Origin of the sequence: Paraburkholderia sp. J12 (assembly GCF_905220215.1) — a bacterium.
GTDB lineage: Bacteria > Pseudomonadota > Gammaproteobacteria > Burkholderiales > Burkholderiaceae > Paraburkholderia.
The window spans coordinates 905,752-922,321 of the sequence record NZ_CAJMZC010000001.1 but is presented as its reverse complement, the minus strand read 5'-3'; the positions used below and the strand labels follow the sequence as shown (position 1 = coordinate 922,321).

The window sequence follows — 16,570 nt, the reverse complement described above, 5'->3', positions numbered from 1 at the left end:
GCCGTGAGCGAGCCGCGGTTCAGGTGCGCTGCGGCTCGTTGTCGCGGGTGGCGGCAACGGACGTGCGCGCAGGCCTGCCGCGTTGCCGCAGGCGCCCGCGCGCCGACAGCCGCATCCAGTGACGCAGGGCGACCAGCGCGCCGATCACGCTCATCATCGATCCCGGAATCCACAGCAGCAGCCCGCCGATCTGCTGGTCGCGCATGGGGCTCAGCCACGTGAAGGCGCGTCCGCAGATCGAGTACACGGGATAGAGTTCGCGCGGCGTGAAGAAGATGAACGCGCCGAGGAGGATCTGCGGCGGAATCGCCGCGATCACGACCAGCACGCGCTTGCCGGGCGCAAGCCGCGCGGGCGGCGCGGACCGCGGATCGAGCACGAGCCACCAGAAGAGGAGTCCGTCGATCACCATGCTCCAGTTCATGACGCGGTAGAGGCGCCAGTCGAGCATCGCGATGAAATGGATCGGCGAGAAGAGCCAGAAGTAGATCAGCCCGACGAAGAGCGTCACGGCGACAACGGGGTGCATCACGATATCGAGTGCGAGGCGCACCGGCCGGGCCGCGAGCGCGGGCCGCACGAAACGCTGGCGCCACGCGAATGGAATGCCCGCGCGCAAGGCGGCGCCGGGATACGCGAGCGCGATGAAGAACGGTCCCAGATGATGCAGGACCAGATGCTGTGCGCGGTGCATGAAGAACTCGTGCTCGAAGAAGTAGTCGAGCCGGGTATGCAGCGCCACATAGAGCGCGCCGAGTCCGAACCAGAACGAGATGCGCCGCGCGAGTGAGACGCGCGCGTGGCGCTGGCCGCGCACGAACAGGATCGCGGCGGTTGCGAGGGCGATCACGACCGTAGGCGACGGCTCCCACGGGTCGAGCCAATAGAGCAGGTTCATGGTTCGGGCGCGTGCGGTGATGGCGTCGAAGGCAGCATGGCGCGGGCCTTCAGCCGGCGTTGTCGATCACGCGCCGCACGTCGTGCGCGATGACGTCGGGCGTGTCGTTGTCGGTGGCGAGGAGGCGCGCGCGGCCGCCTGCGTCGAACACGTAAACGGCGGAGCTGTGCGTCACGTCGTAGCTGCCGTCGGGGTTGCGCTTCTCCATCTGATAGGCCACGCGATAGCGCTTCGCGAGCGATTCGATCTGGCTGTCGCTGCCGGTCAGGCCCAGGATGTGCTGCGCGTCGAATGCCGCGACATACGTGTGCAGTACGGCAGGCGTGTCGCGGTCCGGGTCCACGCTGATGAAGAGGATGCGCAGGTTGCGCGCATCGGGGCCGAGCTTCGCCATGACCTGCATCAGCCGCGCCATGGTCTCGGGGCAGACGTCGGGGCAATGCGTGTAGCCGAAGTACACGAGTGTCGTTTGTCCGCTGAAGCTCGCGCCCGTGACCGGCCGGCCGCTGTCGTCGGTCAGGCTGAAGTCGAGATCCGGCAGATGGCCGGTGACATTCGTGAGCTGCCAGGGATCGGCGGGATGGGAGCAGGCCGCGAGAGCCGCTACGCCAGCCACGATTGCGATTCGCGCGGCAATTCTCGTGGCAATCCGCCGGACAAGACGCGTGCAGGTGCCACAGCCGCGCCGCCACGCCGACACGGCGGCGCGGATCGGGGCGGAACGCTGGCGGAGAGCAGGCGGGTAGTGCAAAGGGTGTCCCGGTATTCGAATCGTGGTTCGCCGCCGGCGGCTTTCCACGATACTTTGTTCAGGATATTGCCAGGACTGTAGCAAAATTGGAGACGCACTGCCGTAGCGTCTAACCTTACTTTCTCGAAAATCGCCGGCAGCCGAGGTAAGATGCGCACACTTTCTCCGACGGCCGTGCGCTCGCCAGACGGGGCGCCGAGGGACGAAAAACACGTAATGCAAGCACTACCGGCTGTATTGCCGCCTGATCAGACGGCCTTCTTCTTCGATTTCGACGGCACGCTCGTCGAACTCGCGCCCACGCCCGACGGCGTGCTCGTGCGTCCGGACATGCTTGCGCTCCTGCGCGAGCTGCGCCAGGTGACGCACGGCGCGGTGGCGATCGTGTCGGGGCGCGGCATCGACAGCATCGACGCATTCCTCGGCATGCCGGACCTGCCGGTGGCGGGCCTGCACGGCGCCGAGCGGCGCGACGCCAATGGCGACACCCAGCGCGTGGGTTTCAACGACGAGCGGCTCCTGCACATGGAGCGGGTGCTCGCGGAAGTGGTGCGCACGCATCCGGGCATGCTGCTCGAGATCAAAGGCGCGGCGCTGGCGCTGCATTACCGCAACGCGCCCGAGCACGAACCCGTCGCGCGCGAAGTGACCACCCGCCTTGCCGGCGAATTCGCGCAAGCCTATGTGCTGCAGCCCGGCAAGATGGTCTACGAGATCAAGCCCAAGGACGTGGACAAGGGCCGCGCGCTGCGCGCCTTCCTCGACGAGCCGCCGTTCGCGGGGCGCCGCCCGGTGTTCGCCGGCGACGATCTCACCGACGAGAAGGGTTTTGCCGTCGTCAACGCGCAGCACGGCGTCTCGATCAAGGTGGGCGGCGGCGACACGATCGCGCAGACGCGCGTCGAATCCGTGGACGCGCTGCTCGCCTGGCTCACGGCGCTCGTCGCGGCGATGCGCGCGGCTTAGTGCCCACCTCAGTGCCCGGCCTGGTGCCCAGCCTTCGCGCAGCCCGTCCGCGGCACGCAACACACCTTTACCCACCCCTCGACGGAACCCGCACCTCATGAGCCGACTGATCATCGTGTCGAACCGGGTCGCACCCATTTCCGAGGGCGGCCCGGCTGCAGGCGGCCTTGCGGTGGGCGTCTACGACGCGCTCAAGGAAACCGGCGGCATGTGGTTCGGCTGGAGCGGCGACGTGCTCGCCTCGGGCCAGCCGCAGATTCACCTGGAGGAGCGTGGTCCGGTGACTTTCGCCACCATCGGCCTGCTGCGTCGCGACTACGACCAGTACTACCGCGGCTTTTCGAACGCGACGCTGTGGCCCGCCTTCCACTACCGCGCCGATCTCGTCCAGTACGACCGCCACGAATACGCGGGCTACTGCCGCGTGAACGCGTGGCTCGCCCAGCAGCTCGTGCCGCTCCTGCGCGAAGACGACGTCATCTGGGTCCACGACTATCACCTGATCCCGTTCGCGCAGGCGCTGCGCGCGGCGGGCGTGAAGAACCGCATCGGCTTCTTCCTGCACATTCCGTTTCCGGCTTCGCAGGTGCTGCTCGCGGTGCCGCCGCATCGCGACCTCGTCGAGGCGCTCTGCTCGTTCGATCTGCTCGGTTTCCAGACGAAGCCCGACTTGCGCGCCTTCTGCGATTACGTGGTCAACGAGGCGGGCGGGGCAGTCGAGCGGCAGCCGGACGGCCTCACGCGCATCGAGGCGTTCGGCAAGCGGCTCCTTGCGAACGACTACCCGATCGGCGTTTATCCCGACGAAGTCGCGGAACTCGCGAAGGCCGGCGAGCGCGGCAAGCCGGTGCGCACGCTCAAGGCCACGCTGCACGGTCGCAAGGTGATCATGAGCGTGGACCGGCTCGATTACTCGAAGGGGCTCGTGGAGCGTTTTCGCGCCTTCGAGCGCCTGCTCGACCAGCACCCGGCCGAGCGCAACAAGGTCTCGTTCGTGCAGATCGCGCCGCCCACGCGCGCCGATCTGCATGCGTACCAGGACATCCGGCTCAAGCTCGAAGCCGAGTCGGGCCGTATCAACGGCCGCTTTGCGGAGCTCGACTGGACGCCGATCTGGTACATCCATCGCCAGTACGAGCGCGCGGTGCTCGCGGCGCTTTTCCGGGCTTCGCACGTGGGTTATGTGACGCCGCTGCGCGATGGCATGAATCTCGTCGCCAAGGAATACGTGTCGGCGCAGGACCCCGAGAATCCTGGCGTGCTGGTGCTCTCGCGTTTCGCCGGTGCGGCCGAGGAGCTGACCGGGGCGCTGATCGTCAATCCGCTCGACATCGACGGCATGGCCGATGCGCTTGCCGCCGCGCTGGCGATGCCGCTCGAGGAGCGGACGGCGCGCCATCGGGACATGATGGCGCAGTTGCGCGAGAACAATGTTTCGGTCTGGCGCGACCGCTTCATGCGCGACCTCACGCAGATCGGCGAGCGTCGCGGCGTGGCGCTGCCGGTGGCCGAGGCGGCGCGCGGCGAGGCGCAAGGGCAGCTTTGAGGGCGCGGCGGGCCCGCAGGGTTGCTTCGACGGCGCCGCACAAGAAAAAGCCGCTTCCGGATGGAAGCGGCTTTTTCGTTTCTGGCGGGCCGGTCGAGCGGCTCAGGCGACGTGTTTCTCGTCCGCCTTCTTGCTGCCGAGGTGCAGTGTGGAATGCTTGCCGTATTGCTTGGCGAGCAGGTCGCGATAGAGGCCCGGACGGTTGCGCAGTTCCTCGGGCGTGCCGTCGTCGATCACCTTGCCCGTGCTCATCACGATGATGCGGTCGAAGTTCTGCAGCGTGGAGAGCCGGTGCGCGATGGCGATCACGGTGCGGCCCACCATCAGGCGGTCGAGCGCCTGCTGGATCGCCTCTTCGGAGGCGCTGTCGAGCGCCGAGGTTGCTTCGTCGAGCAGCAGGATCGGCGCGTTCTTGAGGATCGCACGCGCAATCGCGATGCGCTGGCGCTGGCCGCCCGAGAGCTTCACGCCGCGGTCGCCGACGATCGTGTCGTAGCCTTCCGGCATGGCCTCGATGAAATCGGCGCAGCGCGCCTCGCGCGCCGCCGCGAGCACCTCGTCGCGGCTCGCCTCGGGTCGCCCGTAAGCGATGTTTTCGTAGATCGTGCGGTGCAGGAGCGAGATGTCCTGCGGCACGAGCGCGATGGTGTGGCGCAGGCTGTCCTGCGTGACGGCGGCGATATCCTGGCCGTCGATCTTGATCGCGCCGCCATGGAGCTCGTAGAAGCGCTGCAGGAGCGCGAGCACCGTGGTCTTGCCCGCGCCCGACTTGCCGATCAGGCCCACGCGCTGGCCGGCCGTGATGTGCAGGTCGAAATGGTCGAGGATGGGCTTGCGGTGCGGATAGGCGAAGGTCACGTTCTCGAAGTCCACGCACCCGCCCTGGGCGACGAGCTCGGTGGCGTCGTCGCGGTCGGGCATGCCGTGCGGCTCCAGCAGCGTCTGGACGGCTTCGGCGAGGCGCGCGACGTGCTGCGTCACATCCACGAGCGCGACGGCCAGGTCGCGCGTGCCGTGCAGGATCGTGAAGCCGAGCGAGCTCACGAGCACGATGTCGCCCGAGGTGGCGCGGCCCTGGTTCCAGAGCCAGAGCGCCCAGCCGAGCAGGCCGGCCGAGAGCATGGCCGTGATCACCGCATGCAGCAGGCGCAGCTTTTCGAGGTAGAGCAGGCTCGTGCGGCGCGCGTCCAGTTCCGCCTTCACGGTGCTGCGAAAGCGCACCTGCTCGCGAAAGGTCATGCCGAAGGCGCGCACGAGCGCCATGTTGCTGATCACGTCCACGAGTTCGCCGTCGACGGCCGCCGCCCGGGTGGCGAACGTGTGATGACGCGAGGAGCCGCGCCCGGCGAGCTTGAAGAGGATCACCGAAAGGATGGCCGAGCACAGCAGCAGCACGCCCGCCATCAGCGGATTGACCGAGATGATCATCACGATCGCGCCCGCCACGGCGATGCAGGGCGGCAGTACGTTCCACGCCGTGGTGTTCTCGGCGGTGTAGATCGCGTTCGAGGTCGCGGTGATCCGGCTCGCCAGCGTGCCGGGCTGTTTCTCCGCGTAATAGGTGGGCGAGTGGCCGCTCAGGTACTGGAAGAGATCGCGCCGCAGGTCGCCCGTGACGGTGACGAAGGTATGGGCGGCGAACCAGCCCCCCACGCGCCAGAGCAGGTTGTCGGCGGCAATCAGGCCCACGAGGATCGCGAACGCGGTCCACAGCGGCCCCGGATGGTGGCGGCCGGCGCCGAGCACGTCGATCAGGTGCTTGATCGCGTACTGCGAGGCGAGGGCGCAGCCCACGGCCGCGAACACGCTCGCGAGCACGACGGCATGCGCGAACGGATGGCGGCGGATGTAACGAAACAGGAACGCGAGCGGCCGCCGCGCATAGCTCGCGAGCTTTGCGTTGTGGGCGTTACGCTGGGCGATGGTCAGATGTTCCAATTGATCGGTGGTCGGTCTGACGGAGCTTCGTCCGTGCAAGGTGAAAAGGAGAGGGGCGCGCGCTAGCGGTAGCCCACGACGGACTTTCCCGCATTGTAAACATCCCTCGCGCATGGCGCATCGCCCATGTCTGCGGGACGCGAATCATATCGCGACAGCATGGGCCACGATATGCCCCGGGCAACGGGTGTTGCAGGAGAGGCTCAAGGGGCTTCCAGGTCCGTTTTAGAGATACAATTACGGATTGCATTCACGACGGGTAGAGAGATCCTCCCGGCGCTGCCCGCCTGAAACGATCCGATGGGGCCCGATGATAGCGCCTCAGGATGCGCTGCGATGCAACAAACCGCAAGGCTGCCCTCGCAATTGTCGTGCCCCAATGGGGGCCAACCCCTCCGGATACGAACCCCTAATCTAGAACTACGTTTTAAAACAGGGGGTTGCGGAGTGTTTCCGGTTTGTAACAACGTAAAGTATTTGAAATGTTCTAGCCGGCAGGGGTCCCGAACCGGGATAATGCCGACTCGGATAGCGTAGGGAATCTGACAGCTTGTATGTCAACGACCGCGAACCCTGCGCGTTTACCGCCTGAGCCGTTCCGTCCGTTCGATTCACGCGGCGGCCAGTGTGCCGGCGAAGCCGGCGCGGTGAGCGGTATGGAACGCCTTGGGTGGTGTGCGGCAAGGGTGCCGGCGCCGACAAAGGTCGATTGTCAAACTTGCAGTACTTTGCCCGATTTATTACGAGGAAGGAGTTCACCACTATGCGAATCGCTCAAATCGCTCCGTTGCACGAGGCGGTTCCTCCCAAGCTCTACGGCGGCACGGAACGGGTGGTCTCCTACCTGACCGAAGCGCTCGTCGAACAGGGTCACGACGTCACACTGTTCGCAAGCGGCGATTCGGTCACCTCGGCAAAGCTCGAAGCGTTCTGGCCGCAGGCACTGCGCCTCGACCCCACGATTCGCGATGTGATGGCTCCCCACATGCTACTGCTCGAAGAAGTGTGTCGCCGCGCGCACGAGTTCGACGTGCTGCATTTCCACATCGACTATTACCCGTTCTCGCTGTTCCAGCGTCAGGAAGTGCCGTTCGTCACGACGATGCACGGCCGCCTCGACCTGCCGGAACTGCAGCCGATCTTCAACGCGTTCAGCGACGTGCCGGTCGTCTCGATCTCGGACAACCAGCGCATCCCGCTGCAGCAAGCCTGCTGGCAGCAAACCGTCTATCACGGCCTGCCGGAAGACGTGCTCAAGCCGATCCCGAACGTCGAGCCCGGCTACCTCGCTTTCCTCGGCCGCGTCTCGCCGGAGAAGGGTCTTGACAAGGCGATCCGCATCGCTGGCCAGGCCGGCATGAAGCTCAAGGTCGCCGCCAAGATCGACAAGGCCGACCGTGCCTACTACGAAGAGGTCATCAAGCCGCTGATGGCACTGCCGCACGTCGAGTACATCGGCGAAATCGGCGAGCACGAAAAGCGCGAGTTCCTCGGCAACGCTCATGCCCTGGTGTTCCCGATCGACTGGCCGGAGCCCTTCGGTCTCGTGATGATCGAAGCCATGGCCTGCGGCACGCCGGTCATCGCGTTCAAGCGCGGCTCGGTGCCGGAAGTCATCGACAATGGCGTGTCGGGCTTTGTCGTCGAAGACGAAATCGGCGCAGTCGCGGCGGTCAAGCGCCTGTCGACGCTGCCGCGCGAGAAGGTGCGTGCGGCGTTCGAGGCACGTTTCTCGTCGAAGGTGATGGCGCGCAACTACGTCGCCGTGTACGAAGAACTGCTGCGCCAGAAGCGCCGCACCGTGCTGCGCGAAGTCGCCGCCGGCTAAGATCTCGCGGTCTTGCGTCGAGGCGGAGTGTGCCGCTTCGGCCGGTTTTTTTGCAACGCCCCGGTGCCTGTGCACCGGGGCGTTGTCTTATGTGCGCACGGCGTGAGGACGGGCGGCAATGTCCCTATAATGGCCGTGCTGCAAGACCCGCAGCGACCACGACGAACGCATGTTTTGCATCGGATCGCAGTATGGGCTCACGCCCGGAACGGCGATCGACAGGAGAAAACCTTTGGCGAGATCCCGACCGACGCCCACGGTCGCCGTACCCGGCGCCGGGACGATGTTCGCCTTGCGGGCGATCGGCCTCGTGATCCTTGCGCGATGGCTGTTCTCGATGTCGCAGATGAACTTCGTCGCGGCGCTCGAAGGCATGGCTTCGTCGCCTTGGGCGTGCATCAACCTCGTCTTCCTCTTTCTTCTGATCGCGCTGCCCGGCGCGAAGGCGCGCGTCGAGCGGCCGTTTCATCCGCTGCCTCAATGGCTGCGTCAGGCGCTGCGCTTCTTCGGTCTGATCGGCTGTCTGTTCGCTTTGTGGTCGATCGGCGCCTTCGTCTGGACCGCCGGCTGGCGGCGCGCCGTGCATACGGTCGCGGCCACCAACGGCTGGCTCGTGGCCGCTCCCGCGCTCTTTGCCGCCGTGGTGTGGATCTGCCGTCCGCGCGCGCTCTGGCGGACCAATATCGCCGCGCGCCGTTTTGCAATCGGCCGCTACGCGATCTCGATAGATACGGCCACGCGCACCACGATCGTCTGGCTGGAAAGCCGCAAGCTCGGTCAGTACGATGCGCGCGAACTCTCGGTGCGCTGGTCGCGGGGAGCGGAGCCGGTTGCTTCGACGGCCCAGCCGGTTGCTTCGGCATCTCCGGGCTCTCAGGATGAACCCGGCGCCGTCGTGCTGGCGAGCACGCCGCTGGTCGCCGATGCGCCATCGTCACCGATGCCTTCTGCTCCGGCTGCTGGCGCTGCTGCCGTGCCTGGTACCGCACCTCGTCGGCCGACCGTCGAATTGCTCTGGGACTCGCCCGCAGCGGCAGGCCACAATTGCCAGACCGTGTTTCGTGTGAGGCTCGCTACCGAAGGCGATCGGGTGGCCGCGCACGCGCTCGATGCCGCGCTGAAGCAGATCTAAGGCAGATCTGATCGGTCTGAAGTTTTCAGCATCGTCCGGCCGAAGTGCCGGAGCGCCTGGCCGTACTTCACTCGCCGTGCCGCCGTCAAACCGGAGGAGTTGCGATGATCTCAAGCTGGTTGCTTGCCGCCGTTCACGTGCTCGCTTTCGGTTTTGCGCTTGCCTCGATCCTGCGGCGCTCGCGCGGCCTGCGCCGCTGCACTTCGACTGAGGATTTGACTGGTATCTTCAGCGCGGACAACGGCTGGGGCCTGTCCGCAGTCGTCTTGATCGTGACCGGCGCAATGCGTGCGTTCGGCGGCTTCGAGAAGGGCGCTTCGTATTATTTTCACGAGCCGCTTTTTCACGTGAAGATGGGTGCGCTCGTGCTGATTATTCTGCTCGAGATCGCGCCGATGATGGCGCTGCTGCGCTGGCGTCTTGCCGTGCGACGCGGCGACGTGCCGGACCTGACGGGCGCGCCGAAGTATGCGCGCATCGGTGCATGGCAGACCGTGCTGCTGGTGGTGATGGTGTTTGCGGCTTCGGGGATGGCGCGCGGTGTCGGGCTCGATACCGCGGCGTGATCGAGTGCCCGTCGAAATGAAAAAAGCCCCCAGACTTGCGTCTGGAGGCTTTTATTCTTCGGTGCTTGTCTTTACCAACACCAGAAATTCTGGTGGGTAGTACTGGGATCGAACCAGTGACCCCTGCCGTGTGAAGGCTGGTGGAAAACCCAATAGCGGCGCACCTTTGCGGGCGTTCCTACGGTCCGTCGGACTCGTATAGGACGCGAACATGGGTACGATCAGCAAGCACGTCGCTAAAAATGGGGACGTAACATACCAAGGAGAGGTTCGCCGGAAGGGCTTCCCGACCCAAAGTAAGACCTTCGTGGAGAAGAAGGACTGCGAGAAGTGGATACGGGCGGCGGAGGCCGCGCTGGATCGCGGCGAGGTCTCGGACCCGATCGAAGGCCCCGAAGCCGCACGCGGGCGGATTAAACACTCTCGCGGACGTTCTGCGCCGGTATCGGGATAAGGTTTCCCCGGGCCATAGCGGCGGCGAGATAGAAATATTGGGGATCAATCGCTGGCTCCGCGAGTGCCGCGAGTTCGTGACGACTCCGGTGGCGCAGTTGGATGCCGCGAAGGTGGCCGAGTGACGTGACTCGCAGCTAGACGGGCGGGCTGGTTCGTCCGTCGCGAGACAAATGAACCTCCTGATGAGCGCGATAAACCTCGCTCGGGCGGAGTGGGGGTGCGACATTCCGCCGCTCCGTGTCCAGCGGCCCAAGAGCCCGCCGCACCGCGAGCGGGTGCTAAAGCCTGCGGAGGAAAAGGCCTTGCTGGCGAACTCGGGGCGGCTCCGGCCCGTGATCGAGTCCGCGCTGGCGACCGCGATGCGGCAAGGTGAGATCGCCGTGCTGAACTGGGGCGATATCGACTGGTCCCGCAAGATCGCACGCCTCCACACGAGCAAGAACGGCCTACCGCGAGACGTTCCGCTCTCGTCCCTCGCGATTACCGCGCTGGGGCGCTTGGAGCGAGGGGAGGGGCTGGTGTTCGAGATGTTCGCCGAGGCGATCAAGCGCGCCTTCGGGCGGCTCGTGCGCAAGTTGAAGATCAGCGACATGCGGTTCCACGACCTTCGGCACACGGCCATCACACGTTACGCCCGGTTGGGGCTTAACCCGATCCAGCTATCGGTCATCTCCGGTCACAAGGATATCCGGATGCTCCAGCACTACACGCACTTAAAGGCGGAAGAGTTGGTGGGCGTAATGGGCTGATAGACCGGGCAGCGAGACTTCCCTTTAAGCCGCCTGCGTTAAGGCGGCTCTCCTTTTTCTTGTGCCATCAGTGTTTATCTAATTTCTTTTCCTCGTCTCTGAGCCATCCTGCCGCAATTTTGATTGCGTCTAGCTCCGGCAGAGACGTTATCGTCCCGTGGGTCTTCAAAGTGTCCGTAACTAATTTTATTAAATTATCGTGATCAAGCTCTTTGAATCCGCTCGACAGAAGTGATTCCTTAATAAGATTTCTCCAAAATTCCAACTCCTTTGAGTAATCTGAAATACGCCCTAGAAGCAAGATTTTGAGCTTTGTTGCATATGTGGTTGTCTTCTGGATGCGCTTCCCCAAGTCTTCCCGCTCTTTTGCTGCAGTCTTCAAGTCCTTTCTTAATTCTTCGATTCTCGACTCTGCCTCTTTGAATCGCTTATCCGAAAAATAAGAAAAAATTGTTAGGAAAATTGCTTGGATTGCCGCAACGAAGAGTGCGGGAATAGCCGCCTCAGTGAGTGGCGAGTTTACTTCGTTGACCGATTTAACTCTCAACCTTGCTTCCGAGGCGTTAAGCAAGCGAATCGAATTTACTGAGTCGTTGCCGAGGCCGGAAACGAGAATGGTCGTGACGTGTTTGGGGGTGATTTGACTAATTTTTACCGAGCCTACGCCGAGATTCGCACTAGGTGTTGAATCGATAATCCGGACTGCGGAATCGGAGCGAAAATTTTTGACTGAAATTCCAGCGGGAATTTCGAGGGTCACGCCATCGATGAATTTTGACGAGTAATTGGTAATCGAGACGATAACGGATGAATTCTCTCCATCAGAGAGAACATTGCTAATGTTCAGTTCTCCATTATATCCGGAAAAATATCCAGATATAACGTTGAGGACAAAGGTCACGATGAATGTGACCACCACGGTGATAATGGTGCTAACGTAGTTCGACATTCCCCTAGTCCCCGCTTAAGGATTCTGCTGTTCGGTACCGGGTTCTTCTAAACCCAATAAATAGAAGTTCGACCGTAGCATACTACCGTTCGGGCGCGAGAACTCCTATGAGGTGGCACTATTGTGATACGGTAAGCGCGGATCGCTTATGCGAAAAGCATAAATCGGATGAGGAGTTGCATTTATTTGAAGTCCCGTATCCGCTCGCTAGGGCATCCGTTGACAGTAAATTGAAAGATCTGCACTGCAGCGACGTGATCTCGCCTCTCGCTACGGGCGCATTCGCTGCTACCATGCATTCAACATAATTTACGGGGAAGTACATGGCGCTGTATGAGATCGCAGGGGAGAGCCTTAAACCAGTCGCTCAAAAGACATTCACAGAATTGGGATTGTTGGAGCGGGCGAACATTCAGCGGGCTGTCCGCACGCATATTGCCGCCATCACGCCGGGCGTCAAAACGATGGTGCTGGCCGAAGAGTTCGGCGACTGGGTTGGCGCGAATAGGCGAATTGATCTGCTTTGCCTTGATGAAAAAGCGCAGCTTGTTGTCGTGGAACTTAAGCGCGAGGATGCCGCGCACATGGAACTGCAAGCTCTGCGGTATGCCGCGATGATTTCAACCATGCGCTTCGATCAAGCTGTTGAGGCACATCGCAAGTATTTGCTGTCCATTGGCTCAACGGTAGACGCCGAACAGGCGATCCGTGAATTTCTTGAGCAAGAGGAAGGTCCCGTAGCCCTGTCAGAAACAGTGCGAATCGTGCTCGCCGCCTCCGATTTTCCCCAAGAACTAACAACAACAGTTCTTTGGCTAAACAAACAAGGGCTCGACCTCAGATGCGTCCAGATGCGACCGCACGAGATTGACGGACGCGTATTGGTTGATATTCAGCAAGTCATTCCGCTTCCAGCGGCTGAGCAGTACCAAGTGGCGGTTCGCGAGAAGACAATGGAGCAGGCCGCTGCTGCGCGCGCACAAGAGCGAGATATGACGCGCTACGATCTGTCCATCGGCGATGCTACGCTTACAAATCTGCCTAAGCGCCGATTGATCTATGAGATCGTCGCCGAAGCAATTCGACGCGGTGTTTCCGTCAACAGTATCGCGGATGCGGTTCCCTGGCGCGGCAAAATTTTCATCTCCGCTGATGGCGACCTTAATGAACAAGAGTTTGAGGTCGCGCTCGGAGGGGAGATGCCGCGCTATTACACTGCGGACAACGACCTATTTCAAATAGGCGGAAGGACGTACGCTTTCGCCAAACAATGGGGCGCCCAGACTCTCGACGCGATATCCAACATAATCAACCTAATACCGAACGCTGACACTATAAGCTATCCACCGACAACTGCGGTCGCTGACGAAGTGACGCGTAGCGGATACGTTATTCGTCAGCGCGAGAACGGAGCTATTGAAGTCGAGCACCAAGGGTCACCCGTTCAGCCTGCTATGCCGATATTGCGCCACCTTGCTCAAGAGTTGAACGTTTCGCTGCTAAATGGGAACGGCAATGAGCTAAACACTCGGCAATTGGGGGCGCAGGTGATTGGTGCTATCCGGGCGCTATGAGGTGAACAGGCCGCGACTACTGTGCCGGTATAGGGCTTGCCTACGCGGGGCAGTCCGGTGTCGGCTCGGCGTGGCGAAGGGCGTACGGCGGACGGGAGAGGGACGCGAGCGCGGAAAAGAAAGCCGCCCCAGCGCGAACCGGACAGCGGCGTGAACTGCTGGGAAAGCAGCAGAATAGGAGTAGAGCAGGTCTGACTCTATCTGCGTTCAGTGACCAGAGCGAGGGTTAATCCTCGTCATCCAGCGAGGCCGCGAGCGCTTCCGCTTCGGCGGGTGGTTTCACCGCGCCGCGTACATGCTTCAGCGATCCGTCCGGCATCCGCCGCGCGACACTGACCACGGTTCCCTTGTAGCCAAATGTCGTACATAGGCCATCCGGCGTTTCGAGGTAACTCAGAAAGCCGCCTTCGTAGCGGCGGATTGTGTATCCGTCCCGAACGCGATGGCTGATGAGTGTTCGGCAATTGGCGCGTTCGCCCGGTCTGTCGCAGATTTCCGAGTTGACGGCGGCTCGAAAGAGGACGCCTTGAGCATCGCCGTGTACGTGCCGGGTATCCCTGAGACGTCAAAACGGCTCGTGTCATCGGTGATTACGGCCGTGTGCAGCGAGAATCGCGTAGCTGCGCCTTGAGACATCGCAACCAAGGTGCGCGATGAGTGCGAGGCTGGAACGCACGCGAAGTAACGTCACCTCGCGGCCAACCGCCGCCCGCCCCTAGTGCCCGTCGCCCGTCCTCCTGGCGTCCTCAGCGCCTCTCCTCCTATATAGAAACGCTCCCGCCTGCCGAGAGCGGGCAGGGGAGCATCCAGCCGCAGGCGTTGCTGCACCGGTAATATCGCGAAACGCACACTACTTTCCGGCGTGGTGCCGCATCATAAGGGCTTTACCTTCGTCACTGAGCATCCAGCGCACGTCACCGTCTACTTTTTTCAGGGCGATCAATCCGAGGGCCGCAAATTTCATCTTCATGTTTTGATAATCGTTTTCCGACACAACCACGCGATACAGATCTGCCGATTGATTATGGTCACCCATTACCCTGTTCACGTATTCGTGCATTACGGTTTCTGACGGATCTTCGATCAGCTTTCCGGCCAACAAAATAAACATCTGCAGATACGTGCCGTGCCATGTACGTCGTTCGGTCGTCAATGCGCCAGAGCGGCGTGCCGTGAAGACCAGCTCCATATTGGCATTGAGACTTTCCTCCGAGAAGTTGCCGTGGGGCATTCGTATAACATCACTATCTTCATGCTTAGCGCTGTCCACGGCGACCTTCAGCGCGGCGTTCTCTTCTTGTAGCGCTTGTAACTGAACCAAGAGCGGCGAGACGTCTGGTGCTTCTGAAGCCCGCACCCATCCTTCCAATGCCCGCGTCTCGGCGAGGTGTCCGATGGACTTCGGCACCTGTATCTTGATGTCCTTTACATCCTCAATTTCTCTACAGTTCTTACTCGTCACCGTTTCGCGAAATTCGTTAAATGCTTTCGTGTCGTTCTGCTCCAGTACGTCCTTCCCAGCAGACATGACCTTATTGTTGAGTGCCTCGTCCGTCATATATAGAGCAAAGAACGGTTTGCCTGTCGAAATGGCGTGCTCATATTCCAAATGAGTGTAGCTCTTTCCAGATTCCGGCTCGATGGCACCGTACCGACCTCCGAGGATCAGCATAAAAATATCGCTTTTGTCGATCCAGCTTTTGATGACTTCGAGCTGTGCTTTGTCTGACGCAGCGAACAGCTCCATCCCGGCGGGAATGTGACCTGCATCCAAGATTGCCTCAACCGCTGCTTGGCGTTCCGCCTTCATGTCCTTGTAAGTGGACGAGATGAAAACTTGATACTTCTTATCCATGTTGCATTGGTTTCCGTTACTCGGTGCGAAAAAGTCTAGCACCGCCCAAGACGAACTCCGAGCGCACGTAAAACACGGCGCTACTGTGTACGTGCCCGCCCACAGCAGTTGATTCCGGTCAAGTGAAGAGAAGGGCGATGTCGCGTGGTTGATTGCTCGCGAGCGACTCAGGAGCGGTGTTCGCCGTGGGCGGGATAAGGGACTAAAGACGGTGAGATTCTGGGCGGGGCGCGTGGCTAGGCGTGACGACTTGGAGCGGACGCGCTCGGTCTAAGCCGCAACCTCGATTTTCCCGGAGACTGCCTCGTGCGTCCTACGGCATAAAATAGCGTCACCGGGCCGTCCGGCTCGGGTAACTCATCCTCGGTCCGTAGGACTCGCATAGGACTCGACGCGTCGATATTTGGGCTCGCAGAAAAGAACAAGGGCCTACGGTGTTTAGCCGTAAGCCCTTGAATCTTCGGGAAAATCTACCCATAAATCTGGTGGGTAGTACTGGGATCGAACCAGTGACCCCTGCCGTGTGAAGGCAGTGCTCTACCGCTGAGCTAACCACCCGAAGAGCTTTGAATTATGACGGGCTTCGCGATTCTTGTAAAGCCCTTTTTAAGCAATTTGCGCATCCGCGGGCTTTTCTTCCGCGGGAGCGGGTTGCGCGCGCCACACGCTCGTTCCCTTGAGTGCCTTGTCCAGTCCGTCGAGCACGGCTTCGTGCTCCGCCAGTTCTTCGGCGGTTGCCGCAATCACGGGCAGCGCGAGCGTGTCGATCTGCACGCGCGGCGTCGCGACGTCGCCGGTCGTGGCCTGCTCGCCCAGCATGTCGATGACGAGGCTCTCCTGGCCGCGCGTCATCGCGAGATACACCTCTGCTAGCAGCTCCGAGTCGAGCAGTGCGCCGTGCAGCGTGCGGTGCGCGTTGCTGATGCCGAAGCGGTCGCACAGCGCGTCGAGCGAATTGCGCTTGCCCGGGAAGATCTGCTTGGCCTGCACCAGCGTGTCGATCACTTCGCCGCAGTGTTCCTTGAACGACGATTTGCCGAGCAGCGCGAGTTCGGCGTCGAGGAAGCCGATGTCGAACGGCGCGTTGTGGATGATGATGTCCGCGCCCTGGATGAAGTCGAGGATTTCGTTGGCGACTTCGGCGAACCTGGGCTTGTCGGAGAGGAACTCGGTCGTCAGGCCGTGCACCGCGAGAGCGCCCGGGTCGCTGTCGCGCTCGGGGTTGACGTAGAAGTGCAGGTTGTTGCCGGTGAGCCTGCGGTTCACCAGCTCGACGCAGCCGATTTCGATGATGCGGTCGCCCGTGCGGGCATTGAGGCCGGTGGTTTCGGTATCGAGAATGATCTGGCGCATGTTGGACAA

At 62.0% G+C, this 16,570-nt stretch carries 14 protein-coding genes and 1 tRNA gene; 8 read left to right on the top strand and 7 right to left on the bottom strand.

Annotation, left to right across the window (positions count from 1 at the left end):
- Positions 1-19: 19 nt before the first annotated feature.
- A complete protein-coding gene (locus tag U5760_RS04275; RefSeq protein ID WP_322009814.1) occupies positions 20-898 on the bottom strand; it encodes a cytochrome c oxidase assembly protein in 879 nt (292 codons plus the stop codon).
- 49 nt (positions 899-947) lie between these two features.
- Positions 948-1,514, bottom strand: coding sequence for an SCO family protein (locus U5760_RS04270; protein ID WP_415914030.1), 567 nt, complete (start codon positions 1,512-1,514; stop codon positions 948-950).
- A 351-nt stretch (positions 1,515-1,865) separates the two neighbouring features.
- On the opposite strand from U5760_RS04270, the gene otsB reads away from it, so the two are divergent.
- Positions 1,866-2,615: a trehalose-phosphatase gene (gene otsB / locus U5760_RS04265; protein ID WP_322009812.1), complete on the top strand. Its 750-nt coding sequence runs from the start codon at positions 1,866-1,868 to the stop codon at positions 2,613-2,615.
- 97 nt (positions 2,616-2,712) lie between these two features.
- A complete protein-coding gene (otsA, locus tag U5760_RS04260) occupies positions 2,713-4,161 on the top strand; it encodes an alpha,alpha-trehalose-phosphate synthase (UDP-forming) (RefSeq protein WP_322009810.1) in 1,449 nt (482 codons plus the stop codon).
- Positions 4,162-4,263: 102 nt separating this feature from the next.
- Here otsA and U5760_RS04255 read toward each other — a convergent pair whose 3' ends face one another.
- Positions 4,264-6,099, bottom strand: a complete 1,836-nt coding sequence (locus U5760_RS04255; RefSeq protein WP_322009808.1) for an ABC transporter ATP-binding protein — start codon at positions 6,097-6,099, stop codon at positions 4,264-4,266.
- 763 nt (positions 6,100-6,862) lie between these two features.
- Between U5760_RS04255 and U5760_RS04250 the strand changes: the two genes are divergently transcribed.
- The 5 genes from U5760_RS04250 (at position 6,863) to U5760_RS04230 (ending at position 10,830) form a co-directional block, all read left to right on the top strand.
- The gene (locus U5760_RS04250) at positions 6,863-7,927 is read left to right on the top strand and encodes a glycosyltransferase family 4 protein (RefSeq protein ID WP_322009806.1); all 1,065 of its coding nucleotides are present in this window, start codon (positions 6,863-6,865) and stop codon (positions 7,925-7,927) included.
- A 232-nt stretch (positions 7,928-8,159) separates the two neighbouring features.
- Positions 8,160-9,059, top strand: coding sequence for a hypothetical protein (locus tag U5760_RS04245; RefSeq protein ID WP_322009805.1), 900 nt, complete (start codon positions 8,160-8,162; stop codon positions 9,057-9,059).
- A gap of 104 nt (positions 9,060-9,163) precedes the next feature.
- Positions 9,164-9,625 carry a DUF2214 family protein gene (locus tag U5760_RS04240; RefSeq protein WP_322009804.1) on the top strand — a complete coding sequence of 154 codons (462 nt, stop codon included), beginning with the start codon at positions 9,164-9,166 and terminating at the stop codon, positions 9,623-9,625.
- Positions 9,626-9,836: 211 nt separating this feature from the next.
- Entirely contained in the window at positions 9,837-10,079 is a 243-nt protein-coding gene (locus U5760_RS04235; protein WP_322009802.1) for a hypothetical protein, read from the top strand.
- A gap of 172 nt (positions 10,080-10,251) precedes the next feature.
- Positions 10,252-10,830, top strand: a complete 579-nt coding sequence (locus U5760_RS04230) for a site-specific integrase (RefSeq protein ID WP_322009801.1) — start codon at positions 10,252-10,254, stop codon at positions 10,828-10,830.
- Positions 10,831-10,897: 67 nt separating this feature from the next.
- Here U5760_RS04230 and U5760_RS04225 read toward each other — a convergent pair whose 3' ends face one another.
- Entirely contained in the window at positions 10,898-11,779 is an 882-nt protein-coding gene (locus U5760_RS04225; protein ID WP_322009800.1) for a hypothetical protein, read from the bottom strand.
- 323 nt (positions 11,780-12,102) lie between these two features.
- Between U5760_RS04225 and U5760_RS04220 the strand changes: the two genes are divergently transcribed.
- Entirely contained in the window at positions 12,103-13,353 is a 1,251-nt protein-coding gene (locus U5760_RS04220) for a hypothetical protein (protein WP_322009799.1), read from the top strand.
- An 850-nt stretch (positions 13,354-14,203) separates the two neighbouring features.
- On the opposite strand, the gene U5760_RS04215 is transcribed toward U5760_RS04220, so the two are convergent.
- The 3 genes from U5760_RS04215 to dnaQ form a co-directional block, all read right to left on the bottom strand.
- Positions 14,204-15,208 (bottom strand): DUF4062 domain-containing protein, encoded by a 1,005-nt coding sequence (locus U5760_RS04215; RefSeq protein ID WP_322009798.1) that lies wholly within the window; start codon positions 15,206-15,208, stop codon positions 14,204-14,206.
- 483 nt (positions 15,209-15,691) lie between these two features.
- Positions 15,692-15,766 (bottom strand) — tRNA-Val (locus U5760_RS04210).
- Between the two features lie 48 nt (positions 15,767-15,814).
- Complete coding sequence (gene dnaQ, locus U5760_RS04205) at positions 15,815-16,561, bottom strand: DNA polymerase III subunit epsilon (RefSeq protein WP_322009797.1); 747 nt, start codon at positions 16,559-16,561, stop codon at positions 15,815-15,817.
- Between the last annotated feature and the right edge of the window lie 9 nt (positions 16,562-16,570).

Excerpts from the sequence above, each read along its gene's own strand:
- U5760_RS04275 (WP_322009814.1), bottom strand. The coding sequence starts at position 898 with ATGAACCTGCTCTATTGGCTCGACCCGTGGGAGCCGTCGCCTACGGTC.
- otsB (WP_322009812.1), top strand. The coding sequence starts at position 1,866 with ATGCAAGCACTACCGGCTGTATTGCCGCCTGATCAGACGGCCTTCTTC.
- otsA (WP_322009810.1), top strand. The coding sequence starts at position 2,713 with ATGAGCCGACTGATCATCGTGTCGAACCGGGTCGCACCCATTTCCGAG.
- U5760_RS04250 (WP_322009806.1), top strand. The coding sequence starts at position 6,863 with ATGCGAATCGCTCAAATCGCTCCGTTGCACGAGGCGGTTCCTCCCAAG.
- U5760_RS04240 (WP_322009804.1), top strand. The coding sequence starts at position 9,164 with ATGATCTCAAGCTGGTTGCTTGCCGCCGTTCACGTGCTCGCTTTCGGT.
- U5760_RS04235 (WP_322009802.1), top strand. The coding sequence starts at position 9,837 with ATGGGTACGATCAGCAAGCACGTCGCTAAAAATGGGGACGTAACATAC.
- U5760_RS04230 (WP_322009801.1), top strand. The coding sequence starts at position 10,252 with ATGAACCTCCTGATGAGCGCGATAAACCTCGCTCGGGCGGAGTGGGGG.
- U5760_RS04225 (WP_322009800.1), bottom strand. The coding sequence starts at position 11,779 with ATGTCGAACTACGTTAGCACCATTATCACCGTGGTGGTCACATTCATC.
- U5760_RS04220 (WP_322009799.1), top strand. The coding sequence starts at position 12,103 with ATGGCGCTGTATGAGATCGCAGGGGAGAGCCTTAAACCAGTCGCTCAA.
- U5760_RS04215 (WP_322009798.1), bottom strand. The coding sequence starts at position 15,208 with ATGGATAAGAAGTATCAAGTTTTCATCTCGTCCACTTACAAGGACATG.
- dnaQ (WP_322009797.1), bottom strand. The coding sequence starts at position 16,561 with ATGCGCCAGATCATTCTCGATACCGAAACCACCGGCCTCAATGCCCGC.